General features: G+C 31.0%; 22 protein-coding genes. 8 read left to right on the top strand and 14 right to left on the bottom strand.

What is annotated here, in order from left to right; genetic code table 11:
• Positions 1–12: 12 nt before the first annotated feature.
• Entirely contained in the window at positions 13–831 is an 819-nt protein-coding gene (locus tag CX675_RS15375) for a glycosyltransferase family 2 protein (protein ID WP_130736141.1), read from the top strand.
• On the opposite strand, the gene CX675_RS15370 is transcribed toward CX675_RS15375, so the two are convergent.
• From CX675_RS15370 to CX675_RS15360, 3 genes are read right to left on the bottom strand one after another with little or no spacing between them, the layout of a single operon-like run.
• The gene (locus CX675_RS15370; protein WP_130736140.1) at positions 823–1,929 is read right to left on the bottom strand and encodes a glycosyltransferase family 1 protein; all 1,107 of its coding nucleotides are present in this window, start codon (positions 1,927–1,929) and stop codon (positions 823–825) included. The genes CX675_RS15375 and CX675_RS15370 overlap by 9 nt on opposite strands.
• Before the next feature lie 3 nt (positions 1,930–1,932).
• Positions 1,933–2,967, bottom strand: coding sequence for a glycosyltransferase family 9 protein (locus CX675_RS15365; RefSeq protein ID WP_130736139.1), 1,035 nt, complete (start codon positions 2,965–2,967; stop codon positions 1,933–1,935).
• Positions 2,967–3,788, bottom strand: a complete 822-nt coding sequence (locus tag CX675_RS15360) for a 2,3,4,5-tetrahydropyridine-2,6-dicarboxylate N-succinyltransferase (RefSeq protein WP_130736138.1) — start codon at positions 3,786–3,788, stop codon at positions 2,967–2,969. The genes CX675_RS15365 and CX675_RS15360 overlap by 1 nt, the downstream gene beginning before the upstream one ends.
• A gap of 248 nt (positions 3,789–4,036) precedes the next feature.
• On the opposite strand from CX675_RS15360, the gene CX675_RS15355 reads away from it, so the two are divergent.
• From CX675_RS15355 to CX675_RS15340, 4 genes are all read left to right on the top strand, one after another.
• On the top strand, positions 4,037–4,645 hold the full coding sequence (locus CX675_RS15355) for a PAS domain-containing protein (protein ID WP_130736137.1): 609 nt from the start codon (positions 4,037–4,039) through the stop codon (positions 4,643–4,645).
• 125 nt (positions 4,646–4,770) lie between these two features.
• Positions 4,771–6,249, top strand: a complete 1,479-nt coding sequence (locus tag CX675_RS15350; protein WP_130736136.1) for a malate:quinone oxidoreductase — start codon at positions 4,771–4,773, stop codon at positions 6,247–6,249.
• 133 nt (positions 6,250–6,382) lie between these two features.
• Positions 6,383–6,796, top strand: coding sequence for a Holliday junction resolvase RuvX (ruvX, locus tag CX675_RS15345; protein WP_130736135.1), 414 nt, complete (start codon positions 6,383–6,385; stop codon positions 6,794–6,796).
• 5 nt (positions 6,797–6,801) lie between these two features.
• Positions 6,802–7,278 carry an Lrp/AsnC family transcriptional regulator gene (locus tag CX675_RS15340; RefSeq protein WP_130736134.1) on the top strand — a complete coding sequence of 159 codons (477 nt, stop codon included), beginning with the start codon at positions 6,802–6,804 and terminating at the stop codon, positions 7,276–7,278.
• A 168-nt stretch (positions 7,279–7,446) separates the two neighbouring features.
• Here the strand turns inward: CX675_RS15340 and argH are convergent, their stop codons facing one another.
• Genes argH through CX675_RS15300 form a run of 8 tightly spaced genes read right to left on the bottom strand, consistent with a single transcriptional unit; the run spans position 7,447 to position 15,587 of the window.
• Positions 7,447–8,757, bottom strand: a complete 1,311-nt coding sequence (gene argH, locus CX675_RS15335) for an argininosuccinate lyase (RefSeq protein ID WP_130736133.1) — start codon at positions 8,755–8,757, stop codon at positions 7,447–7,449.
• Position 8,758: 1 nt separating this feature from the next.
• The gene (locus tag CX675_RS15330) at positions 8,759–9,844 is read right to left on the bottom strand and encodes a M20 family metallo-hydrolase (RefSeq protein ID WP_130736132.1); all 1,086 of its coding nucleotides are present in this window, start codon (positions 9,842–9,844) and stop codon (positions 8,759–8,761) included.
• Positions 9,819–10,619 carry an acetylglutamate kinase gene (gene argB / locus CX675_RS15325; protein ID WP_130736131.1) on the bottom strand — a complete coding sequence of 267 codons (801 nt, stop codon included), beginning with the start codon at positions 10,617–10,619 and terminating at the stop codon, positions 9,819–9,821. Before argB ends, CX675_RS15330 begins: the two co-directional genes overlap by 26 nt.
• Positions 10,612–11,565 (bottom strand): acetylornithine carbamoyltransferase, encoded by a 954-nt coding sequence (locus CX675_RS15320; RefSeq protein ID WP_130736130.1) that lies wholly within the window; start codon positions 11,563–11,565, stop codon positions 10,612–10,614. Before CX675_RS15320 ends, argB begins: the two co-directional genes overlap by 8 nt.
• Positions 11,543–12,706 (bottom strand): aspartate aminotransferase family protein, encoded by a 1,164-nt coding sequence (locus CX675_RS15315; RefSeq protein WP_130736129.1) that lies wholly within the window; start codon positions 12,704–12,706, stop codon positions 11,543–11,545. Before CX675_RS15315 ends, CX675_RS15320 begins: the two co-directional genes overlap by 23 nt.
• Before the next feature lie 13 nt (positions 12,707–12,719).
• Positions 12,720–13,691 carry an N-acetyl-gamma-glutamyl-phosphate reductase gene (gene argC, locus CX675_RS15310; protein ID WP_130736128.1) on the bottom strand — a complete coding sequence of 324 codons (972 nt, stop codon included), beginning with the start codon at positions 13,689–13,691 and terminating at the stop codon, positions 12,720–12,722.
• On the bottom strand, positions 13,681–14,898 hold the full coding sequence (locus tag CX675_RS15305) for an argininosuccinate synthase (RefSeq protein ID WP_130736127.1): 1,218 nt from the start codon (positions 14,896–14,898) through the stop codon (positions 13,681–13,683). Before CX675_RS15305 ends, argC begins: the two co-directional genes overlap by 11 nt.
• 26 nt (positions 14,899–14,924) lie before the next feature.
• The gene (locus CX675_RS15300) at positions 14,925–15,587 is read right to left on the bottom strand and encodes a GNAT family N-acetyltransferase (protein ID WP_130736126.1); all 663 of its coding nucleotides are present in this window, start codon (positions 15,585–15,587) and stop codon (positions 14,925–14,927) included.
• Between the two features lie 209 nt (positions 15,588–15,796).
• Here CX675_RS15300 and def point away from each other — a divergent pair, with 209 nt between their 5' ends.
• The gene (gene def / locus CX675_RS15295; RefSeq protein ID WP_130736125.1) at positions 15,797–16,384 is read left to right on the top strand and encodes a peptide deformylase; all 588 of its coding nucleotides are present in this window, start codon (positions 15,797–15,799) and stop codon (positions 16,382–16,384) included.
• 102 nt (positions 16,385–16,486) lie between these two features.
• Positions 16,487–16,909, top strand: a complete 423-nt coding sequence (locus tag CX675_RS15290; protein WP_130736124.1) for a DUF5606 domain-containing protein — start codon at positions 16,487–16,489, stop codon at positions 16,907–16,909.
• A gap of 47 nt (positions 16,910–16,956) precedes the next feature.
• Here CX675_RS15290 and CX675_RS15285 read toward each other — a convergent pair whose 3' ends face one another.
• The 3 genes from CX675_RS15285 to CX675_RS15275 are packed head-to-tail and all read right to left on the bottom strand — an operon-like array spanning position 16,957 to position 18,110.
• A complete protein-coding gene (locus CX675_RS15285; RefSeq protein ID WP_130736123.1) occupies positions 16,957–17,322 on the bottom strand; it encodes a glyoxalase in 366 nt (121 codons plus the stop codon).
• A 45-nt stretch (positions 17,323–17,367) separates the two neighbouring features.
• Positions 17,368–17,571 carry a helix-turn-helix transcriptional regulator gene (locus tag CX675_RS15280; protein ID WP_130736122.1) on the bottom strand — a complete coding sequence of 68 codons (204 nt, stop codon included), beginning with the start codon at positions 17,569–17,571 and terminating at the stop codon, positions 17,368–17,370.
• Positions 17,572–17,573: 2 nt separating this feature from the next.
• Entirely contained in the window at positions 17,574–18,110 is a 537-nt protein-coding gene (locus tag CX675_RS15275) for a DUF2975 domain-containing protein (RefSeq protein WP_130736121.1), read from the bottom strand.
• 194 nt (positions 18,111–18,304) lie between these two features.
• On the opposite strand from CX675_RS15275, the gene mazG reads away from it, so the two are divergent.
• Positions 18,305–19,084: a nucleoside triphosphate pyrophosphohydrolase gene (gene mazG, locus CX675_RS15270; protein ID WP_130736120.1), complete on the top strand. Its 780-nt coding sequence runs from the start codon at positions 18,305–18,307 to the stop codon at positions 19,082–19,084.
• Positions 19,085–19,124 lie beyond the last annotated feature (40 nt).

Raw genomic sequence — 19,124 nt, 5'->3', positions numbered from 1 at the left:
GTAAAGACCTGAATGAAATTATCTGTAATTATTACCACTTACAATTCGGAAGAATGGCTCAAAAAAGTTCTTGTTGGTTATGCAAACCAAACAGAGAAGGATTTTGAAATTGTAATTGCAGATGATGGCTCTACTTCAAAAACAAAAGTATTATTATCTCAATTTGAACCTTCATTTTTATATCCCATAATTCATGTTTGGCAAGAAGATAAAGGCTTTCAAAAATGTAAGATTTTAAACAAAGCAATTGTAAAATCACACTCTGAGTATTTACTTTTTACGGATGGCGATTGTATTCCTAGAGAAGATTTTGTGGCAACTCATTTGAAATATAAAGAGAAAGGTTACTTTTTATCTGGCGGTTATTTTAAATTACCAATGTCTACTTCAAATAGTATTTCAACAATAGATATTGTTTCTAAAAAATGCTTCCATCCGTTTTGGTTAGCCAAAAACAATGTAAAAAAGAATTTTAAATTGTCTAAGTTAGTCCGGTTTAAACCCTTTACTCTGTTTATGAACTGGATAACCACAACCAAAAAAACATTTAATGGACATAATACGTCTTGTTTTAAATCTGATTTAATTGCGATAAACGGTTTTAATGAAGATATGAAATATGGTGGTTTGGATAGGGAAGTAGGAGAAAGACTTTTTAATTATGGAGTTTTAGCCAAACAAATACGATATTCAGCCATTTGCTTGCATTTAGATCATGAGAGAGGCTATTTAAACAAAGAGGAATGGAATAAAAATCTTAAAATCAGAGCATATAATCAAAAGCACCATGTTATTCAAACTAAGAATGGTTTAAATCAGTATTTAGGATAATAATGAGGTATAAATATTCATTAGTTGATTTGCAATTACGTCATCGTTAAATTGTTGTGCAAAATGCCAGCCTTTTTCTATCATTTCGCTTCTTTTTTCAGGATTTTCTAATAAAAATTGGATTTTGGTTGCTAATTCGGAAGCATCGGTAGGATTTATATATACCGAATCTGGTCCGGCAGCTTCTGGAAAAACACCTGAATTTGAGGTTATTACTGGAGTTTTAGAATATAAAGCCTCAATTATTGGTATCCCAAAACCTTCAAATAGAGATGGATAAATAAAAATTGTAGCCAATTGATAGATGGCAGCTAATTCAAATGAATTAATTCCTTTAAGAAAGCGTACTTTATGTTGTAAATTATGAGAAGTAATATACTGATGAATTTCTTTTGCATATTCTGTTTCTTTACCAATTAAAATGAGAGTTGTCTCTATATTTTGAATGGCTTTAACAATGGTTAAGGCGTTTTTTCTCGGTTCAATGGTACCAACATTTAGTACAAATTGATTAGGTAAAAGGTATTTGTTTTTAACAGTTTTAAGTTCGTTTTCAGATATTTTTGTTTTAAAAATAGGTTGGCAACCTTGGTAAACAACTTGTATTTTTTGGGCATCAATTTTTAGATATTGAATGATGTCTTCTTTAGTTTGCTCACTTATTGCAATAACAATATCTGCATTTTGCGCTGCTTTTTTAAATTTATAAAAGTGAATTTCTCTATCGAAAAAGGAGTATAAATTAGGATAACGCATGAAGATTAAATCATGAATGGTCACTATGCTTTTGATCTTATTTTTCTTTAAGCCTGAAGGAATTTCACCAGACAGCCCATGAAAAATTTCAATTTTATCATGTAATAAATCTCTTACAACTCCTTTTTGTCTCCAATAATTTTTAAACTTAGTTTTAGGATTTCTTTCGAAAATATTTTCATTTTTATAGGTAAATATAGGCTCTTTAGCTTTTTTGGGATTATACAGGAAAAGTGAAGTTTCTGGAAATTTTGTGGCTATCATGCGTACTAAATCTCTACTGTAATTTCCTAACCCAGTTTTATTGTGAAATACCCTTTTTGCTTCAAAACCTATCTTCATGGTTTAAATATTGCTTTTTAAAAATTGAATGATTGTTTCCTTGTAAAGTATAGGTTTGAATTGTTCGTATCTATCATAAACAGTGGTGTTTTGATCTACATTTGGTACATAATCATAAAGTTCAATAGATACATTTTTTACACCATCTTCAGAAATAAACCATTTTTTCTTTAGAATATCGGGGGAGAAAATACTAAATGTAGGTATTCCAAGTGCTTTAGACATATTTGTAGCGCCACCTTCATTTCCAATAAGAGCTTTACATAATTTGGTAACTGCTAAAAAACCACGCAAATCATTTTCAAAAAAATCAAGGAAAATTTGTTGTTGTGTTTTTGGTTCACACAAGGCATATACTTCTTTTACTTGATCTATTTGAGAAGGAATATAATTAAATAAAATTTGTATATCTGAATTATAAGAAGCGATAATATCAATAGTTTGCGCCATGTATTTAAGAGGTAACGTTTTAGTTGGTTCGCTACCAATAACACTAATCATTACAATAGGTTTATGACTATCAATATTATTTTCAATTAATTTTTGTTTCGCCTGAACGATTTCACTTTCCTGCATAAAAATTTTAGGTGTCACATCTTGGTTATAAATTCCAAGAGGTTCTACTAAATTCAATCGATCAGATAAAGCGGTAGTTCTCCCTTCAATTTCTTTTCTACTGGTTGTATGGCTTAAGAAAAGCTTTGTATATGATTTTTCATACGAAATGGTCTTTTTTGCACGAGAATACCAAGCAATTAAAACACTGTTTGGTTTAGCATAGGCATCTATAACCACATCATATTTTTGTTTTCTAATATAATTTAGAAACTTAAAAAATAATTTAAAACTTTTTCTAGTGGTTTCTGAAAGAATAACTAATTCATCTATATATGGATTGTGTAAAACAACGGGTTTAGTATTCTCATAAATTAGGTAATGTACTTTGTAATCAGGAAATTGAGTTTTAATCGCTTCTAAAATTACGGTACTTGTAAGTACATCACCTATCTTTTTCTTTTGTATAACGAGAATTTTCATTAAACCGCTACATTATATTCTCTCAAAGCATCATTTAAAGATGTTTTAAGGTCAGTTGAAGGTTTTCTTTGGCCAATGATTAATGCACAAGGGACTTGATAATCACCTGCTGGGAATTTTTTGGTATAACTTCCTGGTATAACTACAGATCTTGGAGGTACAACACCTTTAGACTCTTTTGGTTCTGAACCTGTTACATCAATAATTTTTGTTGAACCTGTTAAGACTACATTGGCACCTAAAACAGCCTCTTTTCCAACGCGTACTCCTTCAACAACAATACATCTTGAGCCAATAAAAGCTCCATCTTCAATAATTACTGGAGCAGCCTGTAAAGGCTCTAAAACGCCACCAATGCCTACACCACCACTTAAATGTACATTTTTACCAATTTGTGCACAACTTCCTACTGTTGCCCATGTATCTACCATAGTTCCTTCATCTACATAAGCACCTATATTAACATAACTCGGCATTAAAATTACCCCTTTAGAAATATAAGCTCCATGTCTAGCCACTGCATTAGGAACAACGCGAATCCCTTTTTCTGCATATCCTCTTTTTAGAGGCATTTTATCATGATATTCAAAAATTCCGGCTTCTAAGGTTTCCATTTTTTGAATTGGAAAATACATTACCACTGCTTTTTTTACCCATTCATTTACTTGCCAAGAAGTTTCATTTTCTATTGGTTGAGCTACTCTTAAAATTCCAGAATCGATTAATTCAATGACTTCTCTAATAGCTTTTTGTGTTTTTTCTTCTTGTAATAATGCTCTGTTTTCCCAAGCTTCTTCTATTGTAGACTGTAATTGTATCATGATTATTTTTCTATTTTAGGCAAAGATAATTTGTTTTTTTTTAAATCATAATTTGTTTTTAGTTACAGATGTATGATTTTAAATTAGATCTGTTAGTTTTATGGTGTTTTTGTTTAAAAGCCTGTCATTCCTGTTATATAACGCAATTTATAAATTGAGAACTGATTTTTATCAGGTTTTAAAAAACAATGTTTATCTAGTTTTGTACCAGTTATAACACAATTAGTTAAATATTAAAAATGGATAGTATGAATTTACACAATCAAACAGCAAACAAACCTGTACTTGTTGATAAAGAAGTAACGTGGGATAAATCTAAAGTAATCATGAGTAAAACAGATGCTCGTGGAATTATTGAATATGCAAACGAAGTCTTTGTAGATGTTTGTGGATATGAAGATTATGAGTTAATGGGACAACCACATAATATAATTAGACATCCAGACATGCCTAAAGTTATTTTTAAAGTGTTGTGGGAAAAATTACAAAGTGGGCAAAATTTTCACGCTATAGTAAAAAATTTAGCTAAATCGGGAAGATATTATTGGGTAATTACTGATTTTGAAATTTCTAAAAATGAAGAAGGTGTAATTGAAAATTATTTTGCAAGAAGAAGAGCTGTGCCGCAAGAGGTAATTACAAATCATATTGAACCTTTATATAAAAAATTGTTACAAATAGAAGCGGCTAGCGGTATTCAGTATAGTGAAAAATACTTAAATGGTTTTCTAGAAGAGAAAAACAAGACCTATGTGCAATATATTATGGAATTGATTTATAATCACGAAAAGAAAAATGATAAATCAACAAAAGTGGAAGAAGAAAAAGGTTTTTTTAGTCGCTTTTTTGGGCGTTAAAAATTAAGTATTTCTTAAGAATTAGGCACTATTTTTACGATATAATTATGTCTTTCTTTTTATCTGTTTATTTATCTTTGTATAGCTTTTTTAGGTAAGAATAAGTTTATAAAGAAGAAAATTAAATGGAAAATCCAGATGTAGTCTTAATAGGTGCTGGAATCATGAGCGCAACCCTTGGGATTTTGTTGAAAGAGTTAGATCCCAATTGTAAAATTGAAATTTACGAACGATTGTCTGAAGCTGCTTCTGAAAGTAGTGATGCATGGAATAATGCAGGAACAGGTCATGCTGCATTTTGTGAATTAAATTATACTCCAGAAAAAGAAGATGGTTCCATCGATATTTCTAAAGCATTAAAAATCTCTGAAGCTTATGAAGTTTCAAGACAGTTTTGGAGTTATTTAGTTCAAAAAGGAGTGCTTAAGAATCCAGAAGATTTTATTCATTCAATACCACATATTAGTTTTGTTTGGGGAAAAGAAAATGTGGCTTTCTTAAAAAAAAGGCATGAAGCTTTAATTCAAAAAAGTCTTTTTAAAAGAATGTTATTCAGTAGTGATGAAACGGTTTTAGAAGAATGGATGCCATTAGTAATGCACGATAGACCCAAAGATGAAGTTCATGCAGCAACTTATATGCCTATAGGAACAGATGTTAACTTTGGTTCTTTGACCCGATTATTGTTTGAATATTTAAAAAATCAGGACGGTATTGAGTTGTTTTTTGATACTGAAGTAGAAAAATTAAAAAAAGAAGACAACGGCAGTTGGAAAGTAAAAGTGAGAAACCTAGGAACCAAAAAATCAAGAAAAAAGAACACAGCTTTTGTGTTTATTGGAGCAGGTGGTGGTTCATTACGTTTGTTAGAAAAAGCGAATATTGAAGAAGGAGAAGGATATGGAGGTTTTCCAATTAGCGGACAATGGTTACGTTGTACCAATCCCGAAATTATAAAACAACATAAAGCCAAAGTATATGGAAAAGCATCCGTTGGCTCTCCACCGATGTCTGTTCCACATATCGATACGAGAATTATTGATGGCAAACAAGAGTTGCTATTTGGCCCTTACGCTGGTTTTACTACTAAATTTTTGAAGAATGGTTCTTATCTCGATTTGATTAAATCAATTCAAACGGATAATATTCGACCAATGCTTTCCGCTGGAATTCACAATATTCCATTGACCAAATATTTGATTGAACAAGTAATGCAATCTCAGGAAGATAGAATGGAAGCTTTGAAGCATTATTTTCCTAATGCAAAAAGCGAAGATTGGGTTTTAGAAACAGCAGGCAAAAGGGTACAAGTTATTAAGAAAGATAAAAACGGTAAAGGTGTTCTAGAATTTGGTACCGAAGTAGTAAATGATGATGATGGCTCTTTAGCCGTTTTATTAGGCGCTTCTCCTGGTGCTTCAACTTCAGTTTCTATTATGATTGAAGTTATCAGTAAATGTTTTGCTAAAAAATACCAATCTGCTGAATGGCAAAATAAATTCAAAGAAATGATTCCTGCTTTTGGAGAATCGTTAAATGAAAATGACGATTTGTGCACTCAAATTAGAGCCATGACGAGTACAACATTGAAGTTGGTAAACTAATATAAAAAAGAAAAAGCTTATTAGTAATTTACTTCTTTTAGTGAAGTTTTTTGCTAGTAAGCCCTTTTTTTATTGCTTTTTTAAAAGGTAAATCACTGCGTCTTTGCGTATCTTTGTATACTAAAACAAAACAATGGCCAGAATACTTGCTATAGATTACGGATTAAAACGAACAGGAATTGCCATTACGGATGAAATGCAATTGATAGCTTCTGGATTAACAACCATTCCTTCCGAAACAGTACTCGCATTTTTAAAAGACTATTTTTCGAAAGAAAAAGTAGAAAAAGTAATTATTGGAGAACCCAAACAAATGGATGGAACGCCTTCTGAAAGTGCTGTAATTATCGAAAAGTTTATTGTTCTATTTCAAAAAGAATTTCCACAAATGGCTTTGGATAGAGTAGACGAACGATTTACTTCTAAAATGGCTTTTCAAACTATGATTGATAGTGGTTTAAAGAAAAGTCAAAGAAAAAATAAAGCTTTAATAGACGAAATAGCAGCTACAATTATGTTGCAGGATTATTTACAATATAAAAGATAACTATAATGAGAGATCAATTAGATGCTAAAGACCAATTAATTTTAGAAATTTTACAAAATGATTCTACCATTTCTGTAAAAGATATTGGTGAAAAAATTGGACTTTCGTTTACACCTACTTACGAACGTATTAAAAATTTGGAACGCAATGGTGTGATTAAGAAATATGTAGCTTTGTTAGATCGTTTTAAAATAGGGGTTGAAATTGTTGTATATTGTAATGTAACTTTAAAAGAACAATCAAAAGAAGCTTTAGACGAATTTGAAAGAATTATTACACCTATTCCTCAGGTTTTAGACGTTATTAGTTTGTCTGGAAATTATGATTATATGCTGAAAATTGTGGCCAATGATATTCGCAGTTATAATGATTTTGTTGTAAATGTTATTTCGAATATTCCTAATATTGGTCAATACCATAGCAGCATTGTAATGAACGAATGCAAAAAAGAAACAGCTTATCCTTTTGGAATTAAAGAATAAAAAAACGGAGATGTCCAAAAAGTCTACAAAAATGTCATTCTGAATTTATTTAACTTTGTTGAATGCTCGATTTCAGAATCTTAAAATATAGATTATTTGTTTAATTTAGAATCTGAAACAAGTTCAGATTGACAAAAATCACTATTTTTTTGGACATTCTCTTTGTTTTTATTGAAATTTATGCAATATTTTTCTAAAATTTTCCACAATCAAATCATTGCATAGATTGCCAATACTGCCTTCATGCGAATGATTTACATTATAATTGGGTTCAAATGTATTATTTTCTATTGCCAAACCGATATTCTTGTATGCATCTCTAAAGGCAACACCTTCTAACACTTGTTGGTTCACATTCTCTACACTAAACATATATTTATATTTTTCATCTGCTACAATGTTGGGTTTTATTTGAATATGAGCCAACATAAAGTCTAACATTTCCAAACATTCTTTCAAGGAAGTGATAGCTGGAAATAAAATTTCTTTAGTTACCTGAACATCTCTATGGTAACCTGAAGGTAAATTATTGGTAACCAAAATTAATTCGTTAGGTACCGCTTGAATGCGATTGCATTTGGCTCTCATAATTTCAAAAACATCCGGATTTTTTTTATGGGGCATAATACTACTTCCTGTAGTTAAAGAATCTGGAAAGGAAATAAAATTAAAATTCTGATTCAAATATAAGCAGGTATCATAAGCAAATTTACCTAGAGTTCCTGCCATTCCAGCTAGAGCCATTGCAAAAACCTTCTCCGATTTTCCTCTAGTCATTTGCGCATACACAGCATTAACATTTAGGGTTTTAAAGCCTAATAGTTGTGTTGTTAAGGTTCTGTTTAATGGAAAGGAAGTACCATATCCAGCTCCAGAACCTAATGGGTTTTTGTTGACGATGTTGTGGGCGGCTAAAAACAATTCTAAATCGTCAATTAAACTTTCTGCATAAGCACCAAACCAAAGTCCGAAAGAAGAAGGCATTGCAATTTGTAAATGGGTATATCCTGGTAATAAGATATCTTTATGTTGGTTACTTAATTCAATTAAGGTATTGAAAAGTGTTTCAGTATATTTAGTTATTTCTTGTATTTCTGCTTTATAATAGAGCTTTAAATCGGTTAAAACCTGATCGTTTCTGGAACGACCACTGTGAATTTTTTTACCGATGTCTCCAATGCGTTGAATTAATAGATGTTCCACTTGAGAATGCACATCTTCAATTCCAGGTTCAATTTCAAAATCATTTGCATTTATTGCTGTTAGAATATTTTTCAATTCTTTTTGAATACTTTCCCATTCCACATCTGTCAATAAATGAATACGATGCAGCATTTCGCAATGTGCTAAAGATCCTAGAACATCATATTTCGCCAATAAATAATCAAAAACCACGTCATTACCTACGGTGAATTTTTCAACTATTGCTGCATGTTCTTCATTTGATGTTTCTTTTTTTTGCCAAATTTTAGTAGCCATCTTATAGTATTTGGGTTAAAATTGAAATATGAATTTGGATAGCATCTTTTATTTCATTCAAATAAATGAATTCGTCACTACTGTGAGAACGAGTAGATAAACCTGGGCCTATTTTTAAAGACGGACAAAGAATAACGGCTTGATCGGAAGATGTTGGCGAACCGTAATAGGTTCTTCCTAGAGCTAATCCTGCTTTAACATAAGGATGTTCCAATGGAATAGAAGAGGAGTTCAATCGTAAAGAACGAGCTGTAACATTAGATTTTACTTTTTCCTGTATTAATTGATATACTTCTTCATTAGAATAACATTCGTTGGTTCTTACATCTACAGTAAAATGACAGGTATTGGGAACCACATTATGTTGGGAACCACTATTAATAATTGTAGGTGTCATTTTAACTTCTCCCAAAATAGGAGATATTTTATCAAATTTATATTGGGTAAACCAATGAATATCTTGAATGGCATTTAAAATAGCATTATCCATATTAGGATGAGCTGCATGAGAAGAGGTTCCAGAAGCTTCGCAATCTAAAACTAACAATCCTTTTTCAGCTATAGCCAAATTCATTTCTGTAGGTTCGCCCACAATAGCAAAATCAATAGGTCCTAATTTCTTATAAATTGATTCGACACCATTTACACCTGAAATTTCCTCTTCTGCAGTAGCAGTAATAATTAGATTATACTTTAAATTCTGTTTTTCGTAGAAATATAAGAAGGCACAAATTAAACTTACCAATGGTCCACCAGCATCATTACTACCTAGTCCAAAAAGTTTACCATCTTTTTCAATAGGTTCAAAAGGGTTTAGGGTATAGCCAGAATTTGGTTTCACTGTATCATGATGAGAATTCAATAAAATAGTTGGTTTTAAAGTGTCATAATGTTTGTTATAGGCCCAAACATTGTTCATACTTCTTTGTGTTGGTATTCCATTCGATTTAAAAAAATCTTCAATTATTGTTGCCGTTTTATCTTCACTTTTACTAAAAGAAGGTGTTGCAATTAATTGCTTTAATAATGAAAGACCCGTTTCGTATAATTGTGTAACTGTATTATTTGATAATTCTTGTGTATTCATGATTGGTGTGGTTTAAAAAGCCTAAAATAGTAGTTGCTTTTAAGATGGCTATTGTTTGTACTTCATTTTGTAAAGCATGGAAGCAATTGTCTAATTTTGGTAACATCCCTTTAGAAATAATTCCTTGCTGTTTTAATTCTTCAAATTGTTGATGATTCAATTCATGTATAACGGAATCATCATTACTGGGGTCGGTTAAAACTCCATTTTTTTCGAAACAATACAATAATGAAACCTCATATTTGCTAGCTAAACTTACCGCTAAAGCGTTGGCTATTGAATCGGCATTGGTATTCAATAATTCACCTTTTCCATCATGTGTAATCGCGTTTATCACTGGGGTTAAACCAAAACTTAATAGATTTTCTATAAAATCGATATTTACACTAGTGGCGTGTAAATCGCCAACAAAACCATAATCGATAGTTGGATGGACTCTTTTTGTGGTTTGAATAAGATTAGCATCTGCACCCGATAATCCAATACTATTTTTATTGTTTTTTTGGAGTAATGCTACAATGTTTTTATTAATGTAACCCGCGTAAACCATAGTTGCAATTTTAATGGTCTCTGCATCTGTGATTCTTCTTCCATCAATTAATTGCTGAGGAATATTAAGTTTTTCGGCTAAATCTGTTGCTAGTTTTCCACCACCATGAACGAGTATAAAAGGCGTTTTAATAGTAGCAATAGTTTCCAAAAAAGCAACTAATTCTTTTGGGTTGTCGATACTATTACCACCAATTTTTATTACTAAAACCTTTTCTTTATTCATGATTTTCTAATATTTTCTGCAATACAATTTGAGCAGCATAGGTTCTGTTATTGGCTTGTTGATATACCAATGCATTTTCACTATCTAATACTTCATCGCTAATTTCAACATTTCTTCTTACGGGTAAGCAATGCATGATTTTGGCGTTATTACTTGCTTTTAGTTTTTCATTAGTTAGTAACCAATCTTCCTCAACAGGAATTAGTTTACCATAATTTTTAAAAGAGGACCAATTTTTTACATATACAAAATCGGCATTTTCAAGCGCTTTTTCCTGATTATATTCAATGGTTACACCATTTGTAAACTGAGGGTCTAATTCATAACCTTCAGGATGTGTAATCACAAAATCGTAATCAGTTTCTTGCATCCATTGCGCAAAAGAATTACCTACAGCATGAGGAATCGGTTTTATATGAGGTGCCCAACTTAATACTACTTTTGGTTTTTTATTTACTGGTAAATGTTCCGCAATGGTAATGCAATCCGCTAAACTTTGAAAAGGATGTAAAGTAGCAGATTCTAAAGAAACTACTGGAACTTTAGCATATTTTTCGAAAAGGGAATACACTTTTTCTGAAACATCTTCTTCTTTATTGGTCAAACCAGCAAAACAACGAATACCAATAATATCGCAATACTGACTTAATACATTGGCTGCATCTTTAACATGTTCTACTGTATTTCCATTCATGATAGCACCATCTTCAAATTCCCAAGTCCATGCTTCTTGATTTGCGTTTAATATAATGGTGTGTAACCCTAAATTTTGAGCTGCTTTTTGAGTACTTAACCTCGTACGCAAACTAGAATTTAAAAAAACCAGACCAATAGTTTTTCCTTTTCCTAGATGTTGGTTTTGTAATGGTGTTTTTTTTAATGCAATAGCTTCCTTAACTAAAATATTTAAATCTGTTATATCGTTAACAGAGAAGAATTTGTTCATTTTTTTTTATGTTTAATTTTGAAACGGTTTTAAAAGCACTGATGAAAACATCCAATTCCTTTTTGGAAATGTTCAAAGCGGGTAAAATCCGAAGTGTGTTAGGGCAAGAGGCATTTCCAGTTAGAATTCTAAAATCTTGCAACAATTGATTTCTAAAAGGCGCACAAGGCATTTTTAATTCAATACCAAACATAAGTCCTTGATAACGGATTTCTTTGATAATTTCATCCTCTTTTAATTGTTGGTACAAATAATCGCCCATTTCCTTAGCATTTGTCATTAATTTTTCAGATTCCATGACTTCCAAAACGGCTTTTGATGCTGCACAAGCAAGATAATTGCCTCCGAAAGTAGTTCCTAACAAACCATGTTTAGCTTCAATTTCAGGAGAAATAATTACGCCACCAACAGGAAAACCATTTCCCATACCTTTTGCAATCGTAACGATGTCGGCTTTAATATTAGCATGCTGATGTGCAAAGAATTTACCCGTTCTTCCATAACCCGATTGAATTTCGTCTAAAATAAGTAACGCCTGATAACGATCGCATAGGGTTCGTATCTTTTGTAAAAATGGAGTAGTAGGTATTTGAACACCGCCCACACCTTGAATTCCTTCAATAATTACAGCAGCAATCTCATTATTTTTAAAAGCATCTTCTAAAACTTCAATTTCATTAAAAGGTAAAAAGATAAAATTATCTGTTTCATTTATAGGTGCAATAATTTTTTTATTATCGGTTGCGGCAACAGCTGCAGCAGTTCTTCCGTGAAACGCTTTTGTAAAGCAAATTACTTTTTTCTTATTGGTATGGAAAGAAGCTAATTTTAAAGCATTTTCATTGGCTTCTGCTCCTGAATTACACATAAAAAATTCGTAATCCTCATACCCACTTAATTTCCCTAATTGTTTGGCCACTTCTTCTTGTATGGGTATGCGTACCGAATTAGAATAAAAACCAATATTATGCAATTGTCTAGTAATCATTTTTACATAAGTTGGATGACTATGACCAATAGATATAACTGCATGACCACCATATAGGTCTAAATATTTTTCATTTCTATCATTCCATAAATAACTGCCTTCAGCTTCTATGAAGTTTAAATCAAATAAGGGATATACATCAAATAGTTTCATAATGTGAATATTTTTAAAATGCGGATGCTTTTAGTTTTAAACCTAAAGTTGGTTCCCAACCCATCATAATGTTCATGTTTTGAATGGCTTGACCAGAAGCTCCTTTAATTAAATTGTCTATAATAGAGTGGATAACCACTTGTTCTCCTTGTTTTTCAATATGAATCAAACATTTATTGGTATTGACTACTTGTTTTAAATCAATCGTATTACGAGAGACAAATACAAACGGATTGTTTTTATAATAGGTTTCATAAATCGCATAAACTGATTCCAAAGACAAATACGTTTCTACTGTAGAACTGGTAAAAATTCCTCTCGTAAAATCACCTCTCCAGGGCACAAATTGTAATTGTACTTTCTCTTTGTTGAAACGTTCTAAGGTTTTACAAATTTCTGGTACATGTTGATGTGTCAAGGTTTTATAAGCCGAAATATTATTAGTTCTCCAACTAAAATGTGAGGTAGGTTGCAATTGTTGTCCTGCGCCCGTTGCGCCCGTTATACCCGTTGTGTACACTTTATTTAATAATTTTTCTTGAGCCAATGGTAATAATGCTAATTGTATAGCAGTTGCAAAACAACCAGGATTAGCTACATAGTTTGTTTTTTTTATGCTTTCCCAATTGGTTTCTGATAAACCGTAAATAAATTCACCTTTTGAGAAATTACCATCTAATCTAAAATCGTTTCCTAAATCAATGATTTTAGTTGTATCGGAAACGGTATTTTCTTCTAACCAAGTTTTACTTTCTTTGTGTGGTAAACACAAAAATAAAACGTCTGAGTTAACATATTCATTCTTAAATAGTAATTCAGTTTCTCCAAATAAATCCGTATGTACAGCATAAACTGGTTTACCAGTATTACTTCTACTGATAGCAGCGTTAATTTTTACATTTGGATGATGGAGTAATAATCGAATGAGTTCGCCACCTGTATAACCGGCAGCACCTATAATTCCTACTTTTATTTTAGTTTGCATTGACTTCTTTTTGAGCGGCATTCACTTTATGATAAATAGAAAGTGAATTGCTAATAATTTTTGAATACCCTTTTACATCTTCTCCAGACCATCCTAAATTCATTTCACCATAACTACCGAATTTAGCATTCATTAAATCATTTTCAGATTCAATACCATTCAAAATATAACGATAAGGCAAAAGCGTAATAAATACTTTTCCAGTTACTTTATCTTGAGTACTTTCAAAGAAAGCTTCTATATCTCTCATCGCTGGATCTAAAAACAAACCTTCATGTAGCCAACTTCCATACCAGTCTGCTAATTGCGATTTCAGATTCAATTGAAATTTTGATAAGGTGTGTTTTTCTAAAAGATGATGTCCTTTTAATATTAAAATGGCAGCAGCAGCTTCAAAACCAACTCTTCCTTTTATACCTACAATGGTATCACCAACATGTATATCTCTTCCAATTGCATAAGGAGCTGCAATATTTTCAAGATGTTGAATGGCCTCTACAGGATTGGAAAATATTTTATTATTAATACCTACTATTTCTCCCTTTTCAAAATGAAGTGTTACATCTGTAGAAGGAGCTACTGCCGTATTTAATTGAGACGGGAAAGCCTGTTCTGGTAAATAGCCATGAGAAGTAAGCGTTTCTTTTCCTCCAACTGACGTTCCCCATAAGCCTTTATTAATCGAATAGAGTGCTTTTTCAAAATTAATTTCAAAACCATTCTCTTGTAAAAATTGAATTTCTGCTTCTCTAGAAAGTTTTAAATCGCGTATTGGTGTTATAATAGTAATATTTGGGCAAAGAATATTAAAAATGACATCAAATCGTACTTGATCATTACCAGCTCCTGTACTTCCGTGTGCTACCGCTTCTGCTTGAATTTGAAGAGCATAATCGGCAATGGTTTTTGCTTGAATGGTTCTTTCTGCACTAACCGATAAAGGGTAAGTATTGTTTTTTAGTACATTTCCAAAAATTAAATATTTTACACAAGTTGTATAGTAATCTTCCATTGCATCTACACAAGTGTAGGAATGTACACCTAGTTCATAAGCACGTTTTTCAATAGCATCGATTTCTTCCTGTGAAAAGCCTCCCGTATTTACGGTTACCGCATGCACCTCATACTTTAATTTTTTCGAGAGATAAACGGCACAAAAAGACGTGTCTAAACCACCACTATATGCTAAAACGATTTTCTTTTTCATTGCTATAATTCGATTTTAAATAAGGTTTAAAAAAGTTTTACTTTTTTTTTAAATTTCATTGATATTATTTTCAATAAAGAATGTTTTTTCTTCATTCTACTTAATCGCTCTTTGGCGATAACTTTTTGTTCTATTTTTAACTTTTTGTCTTTTTCTTTTTCTACTGGATCCCAAATCATAGCAGTACACATACAATTTTTTCTGTCTTTACTAACTAAAATTTCGTAATTAATACACGAAGTGCAACCTTTCCAAAAATCTTCATCTTGAGTCAATTCAGAATACGTTACCGGTTCATAACCTAAATCGCTATTAATTTTCATAACCGCTAAACCTGTGGTTAGTCCAAAAATTTTAGAATTAGGGTACTTACTTCTAGACAATTTAAAAATAGCTTGCTTTATTCTTTTGGCTAAGCCAAATTCCCGAAACTCAGGTGAAACAATTAAACCAGAATTAGCAACAAATTTTTCATGACTCCACACTTCAATATAACAAAATCCAGCCCAATTACCAGTTTCTGTTACAGCAATAATTGCATTTCCTTGTATCATCTTTTTTTGAAGATACTCTGGTGAACGCTTAGCAATACCAGTACCTCTAACTTTTGCAGAGGCTTCCATTTCGTTACAAATAGCTTCGGCATAATGTAAATGCTTTTCTGAAGCTTGTTCAATTGTAAATTGCATAGTTAAAATTAATAATAGGCAGCAAATATAGATTTATTATTTGTAAATTTAGTTAAAAAAAGATAAATAATACTTTAAATTTTACTATTTAGATTTTTTATCTTTTTAAATAGTTTTTGTAAATAAATTATCTTTTTATGAGGTAAAAAATCTAGTGAAACATATAATTTAATTGTTTAATTTTGCACTTTATTAAAATGTACTAACTAATGATTTTATCAATATACGGATACGGTGAACCCGTTTTAAGGAAAGTAGGAGAAGTAATAACACCAGAGTATCCTAATTTAAAAGAAACAATAAGTAATATGTATGAAACGATGTATCATGCATCTGGAGTAGGTTTAGCTGCTCCACAAGTAGGATTACCCATTCGAATTTTTATTGTTGACACAGCTCCTTTTGCGGATAGTGATGATGTTTCTAAAGAAGAAGCAGCAGAATTGAAATCTTTCAAAAAAACATTTATAAATGCTAAAATTGTTAAAGAAGAAGGCGATGTTTGGGGATTTAATGAAGGTTGTTTAAGTATTCCAGATGTAAGAGAAGATGTTTTTAGACATGAGACAATTACAATTGAATATTATGATGAGGATTTTAATAAAAAAACGGAAAATTATTCTGGGTTAATTGCTCGTGTTATTCAGCATGAGTATGATCATATAGAAGGGATTTTATTCACAGACCATTTGTCTGCCTTGAAAAAGAAATTAATAGGAAAAAAATTAAATAATATTTTAGAAGGTAAAGCAAGACCAGATTATAAAATGAAATTTGCTAAAGTTAAAGGAAGATAAAAGGCGTTAAATCTATATTTAATAAATTTGAACTTTCAGCTTTTAATCTTTTAATCTTTCAACTAAAATTATATATTTGCCATCTTTAAAATTTAAAACAACATGAGTATTCAAAAAATATTAGCTATTTCTGGGAAACCAGGTTTATATGAATTAAAAATACAAACAAGAACAGGATTTGTTGCAGAGTCTTTATTAGACGGAAAACGTATTACAGTAGGAATGAGAAGTAATGTAAGTTTGTTATCTGAAATAGCTGTTTATACCTATACTGAAGAAATTCGTTTATCAGACGTTTTTAAAGCAATTGCTACAAAAGAAAACGATGGAACAACTATTTCTCACAAAGAAGATGATGCTACATTAAAAGCTTATTTTCGTGAAGTATTACCAGAATTTGATGAGGAAAGAGTGTATACTTCTGATATAAAAAAGATTTTAAATTGGTACAACTTACTACAGCCAAAAGGTTTTGTATCGGTTGAAGCTTTAACAGAAGAAGCTAAAGAAGAAAAAGCAGAATAATTTTAAAATTATCGTATACTAAAAAAGTCCTTAAATTAGGACTTTTTTTATGTATTAAAATTTCCAAAATGCCATAATATTCCTGAAGGATCATGAACAAAACATTCTCTTCCCCAAGGAAGTTCTCTAACTGGAACAATTTTTACTCCTTCATATTTTTCAGGTAATCCTAGTTTTTGTAATTCATTCCAAAAAGTATACACATCTTCCACTTCCATAAAAACCATAGTATTGTCTACCCAATCTTTTACGTAGGCATTTTGAAGATAAAAGCCAAAATCACCTGAATAGAAATAGCTCATATTTGGTTCTAAAATACTTTCTTGAAAACCTAAGTTTAAATAGAACTTTCTAGATATTTCATAATTCTTGGCCCCAATAAAAGGACGTATGGATTTGGCTTGGTGATTCATAATTTTGTTTTAAAATGGATTATAAAGATACTTTAAAAAGGAAAATTAATCAATATATTCTAAAATATCGCCAGGTTGACATTCTAAAGCTTTACAAATAGCTTCTAGCGTACTAAATCGAATAGCTTTCGCTTTACCTGTTTTTAAAATAGAAAGATTGGAGAGTGTTAATTCCACTTTCTCTGAGAGCTCGTTCAATGACATTTTTCTTTTTGCCATCATTACGTCAAGATTTACAACTATTGGCATACTTATATAGTTAATTCATTTTCATTCTGTAGTTCAATTCCTTTTGCAAAAATAACAGCAATTATATAGATAATTCCTGCCATGAGAATAAAAGCTTGACTATCGGGTAAAAAGGGATGTATAGAATTGGTGTCAAACCCTTTATGCATTAAGTTTTTATTAGATTGTTGTCCAATATAACTCAATATACCTATAGAAAAAGTGTAATAACTAATGTGGGAAATTTGTTTTAAAACAAATGGGCTAAATGGTTTTTCTAAATTGATTTTGTAAGTTAATTTAATAATCATGTAGAAAAGGACAACTTTCAAAACAGCAATAAACAAGATAAAACTATACGTTCCAAAAAAAAGGAATTTATTTTGATTGTATACTGCTGTTAAATCTAATTTCTGATACAAATTCGGTATCCATTCTGGTTTAAAAATACTGATAAAGAAATTAACCAATAAGCCACCTGCTTCAATACATAAACCTACAAAAATAAGCCAAGTTATAATACTTAAACCTTTAAAAACGATGTTGTTCTTCTTTGACATATTGTATTTGATTAGTAATTAATATTTGTCAAAAATAAATAAAAATTTATTGAAAAACAATAAATATTAATAATTATTTCTTTTGGTGAATTAACAAAAGTTGAATTTTTAATTATATAGGATGGATAGCATCATTTCTTAAAATAATACTTAATTTTACAGCATTCGTTTTGGAATTCTAAATAACAAAAACAATGAACAATAGAGAAAGTCAATTGCAAGCCTTTAATAGATTATTAGATATCATGGATGATTTAAGAGAAAAATGCCCGTGGGATAAAAAGCAAACGCTAGAAAGTCTACGACATTTAACTATTGAAGAAACCTACGAACTAGGTGATGCTATTTTAGATAATGACATGCAGGAAATAAAAAAAGAGTTAGGTGATTTGTTGTTACATATTGTTTTTTATGCTAAAATAGGAAGTGAAACCAATGATTTTGATATTGCTGATGTGGCTAATTCTATTTGTGATAAATTGATTGACCGTCATCCTCATATTTATGGAGATGTAGTAGTGGTGGATGAAGAAGAGGTGAAGAGAAATTGGGAAAAATTGAAGTTAAAAGAAGGAAAGAAATCGGTTTTAGAAGGTGTACCAAAGAGTTTGCCAGCTTTAGTAAAAGCTAGCCGCATTCAAGATAAAGTAAAAGGTGTAGGTTTTGACTGGGAAGAGCCACATCAAGTATGGGACAAAGTGCAAGAAGAATTACAAGAGTTGCAAGATGAAATTCAATTGGGTAATCAAGATAAAATGGAAGCAGAATTTGGTGATGTTTTATTTTCTATGATTAATTATGCTCGTTTTTTAAAAGTAAACCCAGAAGATGCATTGGAGCGAACCAATAAAAAATTTATGAAGCGATTTCAATATTTAGAAAATAAAGCTGGTGAATTAGGAAAATCATTAGCAGATATGACTTTAGCTGAAATGGATGTATTTTGGGAAGAAGCGAAGCGTTTACCAAAATAAGGAATTGGAAATCTATGATTTTCAAATAGTTCTACTATTT

This window comes from Flavobacterium sp. J27, from assembly GCF_004303025.1.
Lineage (GTDB): Bacteria > Bacteroidota > Bacteroidia > Flavobacteriales > Flavobacteriaceae > Flavobacterium.
The sequence above is the reverse complement of the archived record's forward strand: the minus strand, read 5'-3'. Positions and strand labels throughout refer to the sequence as shown.

What these genes read in the sequence shown, in the direction of transcription:
- CX675_RS15360 (WP_130736138.1), bottom strand. Translation starts at nt 3,788, where the DNA reads ATGATACAATTACAGTCTACAATAGAAGAAGCTTGGGAAAACAGAGCA.
- argH (WP_130736133.1), bottom strand. Translation starts at nt 8,757, where the DNA reads ATGGCTACTAAAATTTGGCAAAAAAAAGAAACATCAAATGAAGAACAT.
- CX675_RS15285 (WP_130736123.1), bottom strand. Translation starts at nt 17,322, where the DNA reads ATGAATCACCAAGCCAAATCCATACGTCCTTTTATTGGGGCCAAGAAT.
- CX675_RS15280 (WP_130736122.1), bottom strand. Translation starts at nt 17,571, where the DNA reads ATGCCAATAGTTGTAAATCTTGACGTAATGATGGCAAAAAGAAAAATG.
- CX675_RS15355 (WP_130736137.1), top strand. Translation starts at nt 4,037, where the DNA reads ATGAATTTACACAATCAAACAGCAAACAAACCTGTACTTGTTGATAAA.
- CX675_RS15275 (WP_130736121.1), bottom strand. Translation starts at nt 18,110, where the DNA reads ATGTCAAAGAAGAACAACATCGTTTTTAAAGGTTTAAGTATTATAACT.
- CX675_RS15330 (WP_130736132.1), bottom strand. Translation starts at nt 9,844, where the DNA reads ATGAATACACAAGAATTATCAAATAATACAGTTACACAATTATACGAA.
- CX675_RS15375 (WP_130736141.1), top strand. Translation starts at nt 13, where the DNA reads ATGAAATTATCTGTAATTATTACCACTTACAATTCGGAAGAATGGCTC.
- argC (WP_130736128.1), bottom strand. Translation starts at nt 13,691, where the DNA reads ATGCAAACTAAAATAAAAGTAGGAATTATAGGTGCTGCCGGTTATACA.
- mazG (WP_130736120.1), top strand. Translation starts at nt 18,305, where the DNA reads ATGAACAATAGAGAAAGTCAATTGCAAGCCTTTAATAGATTATTAGAT.
- argB (WP_130736131.1), bottom strand. Translation starts at nt 10,619, where the DNA reads ATGAATAAAGAAAAGGTTTTAGTAATAAAAATTGGTGGTAATAGTATC.
- CX675_RS15350 (WP_130736136.1), top strand. Translation starts at nt 4,771, where the DNA reads ATGGAAAATCCAGATGTAGTCTTAATAGGTGCTGGAATCATGAGCGCA.
- CX675_RS15340 (WP_130736134.1), top strand. Translation starts at nt 6,802, where the DNA reads ATGAGAGATCAATTAGATGCTAAAGACCAATTAATTTTAGAAATTTTA.
- CX675_RS15300 (WP_130736126.1), bottom strand. Translation starts at nt 15,587, where the DNA reads ATGCAATTTACAATTGAACAAGCTTCAGAAAAGCATTTACATTATGCC.
- CX675_RS15315 (WP_130736129.1), bottom strand. Translation starts at nt 12,706, where the DNA reads ATGAAACTATTTGATGTATATCCCTTATTTGATTTAAACTTCATAGAA.
- CX675_RS15320 (WP_130736130.1), bottom strand. Translation starts at nt 11,565, where the DNA reads ATGAACAAATTCTTCTCTGTTAACGATATAACAGATTTAAATATTTTA.
- CX675_RS15305 (WP_130736127.1), bottom strand. Translation starts at nt 14,898, where the DNA reads ATGAAAAAGAAAATCGTTTTAGCATATAGTGGTGGTTTAGACACGTCT.
- ruvX (WP_130736135.1), top strand. Translation starts at nt 6,383, where the DNA reads ATGGCCAGAATACTTGCTATAGATTACGGATTAAAACGAACAGGAATT.
- CX675_RS15365 (WP_130736139.1), bottom strand. Translation starts at nt 2,967, where the DNA reads ATGAAAATTCTCGTTATACAAAAGAAAAAGATAGGTGATGTACTTACA.
- CX675_RS15290 (WP_130736124.1), top strand. Translation starts at nt 16,487, where the DNA reads ATGAGTATTCAAAAAATATTAGCTATTTCTGGGAAACCAGGTTTATAT.
- CX675_RS15370 (WP_130736140.1), bottom strand. Translation starts at nt 1,929, where the DNA reads ATGAAGATAGGTTTTGAAGCAAAAAGGGTATTTCACAATAAAACTGGG.
- def (WP_130736125.1), top strand. Translation starts at nt 15,797, where the DNA reads ATGATTTTATCAATATACGGATACGGTGAACCCGTTTTAAGGAAAGTA.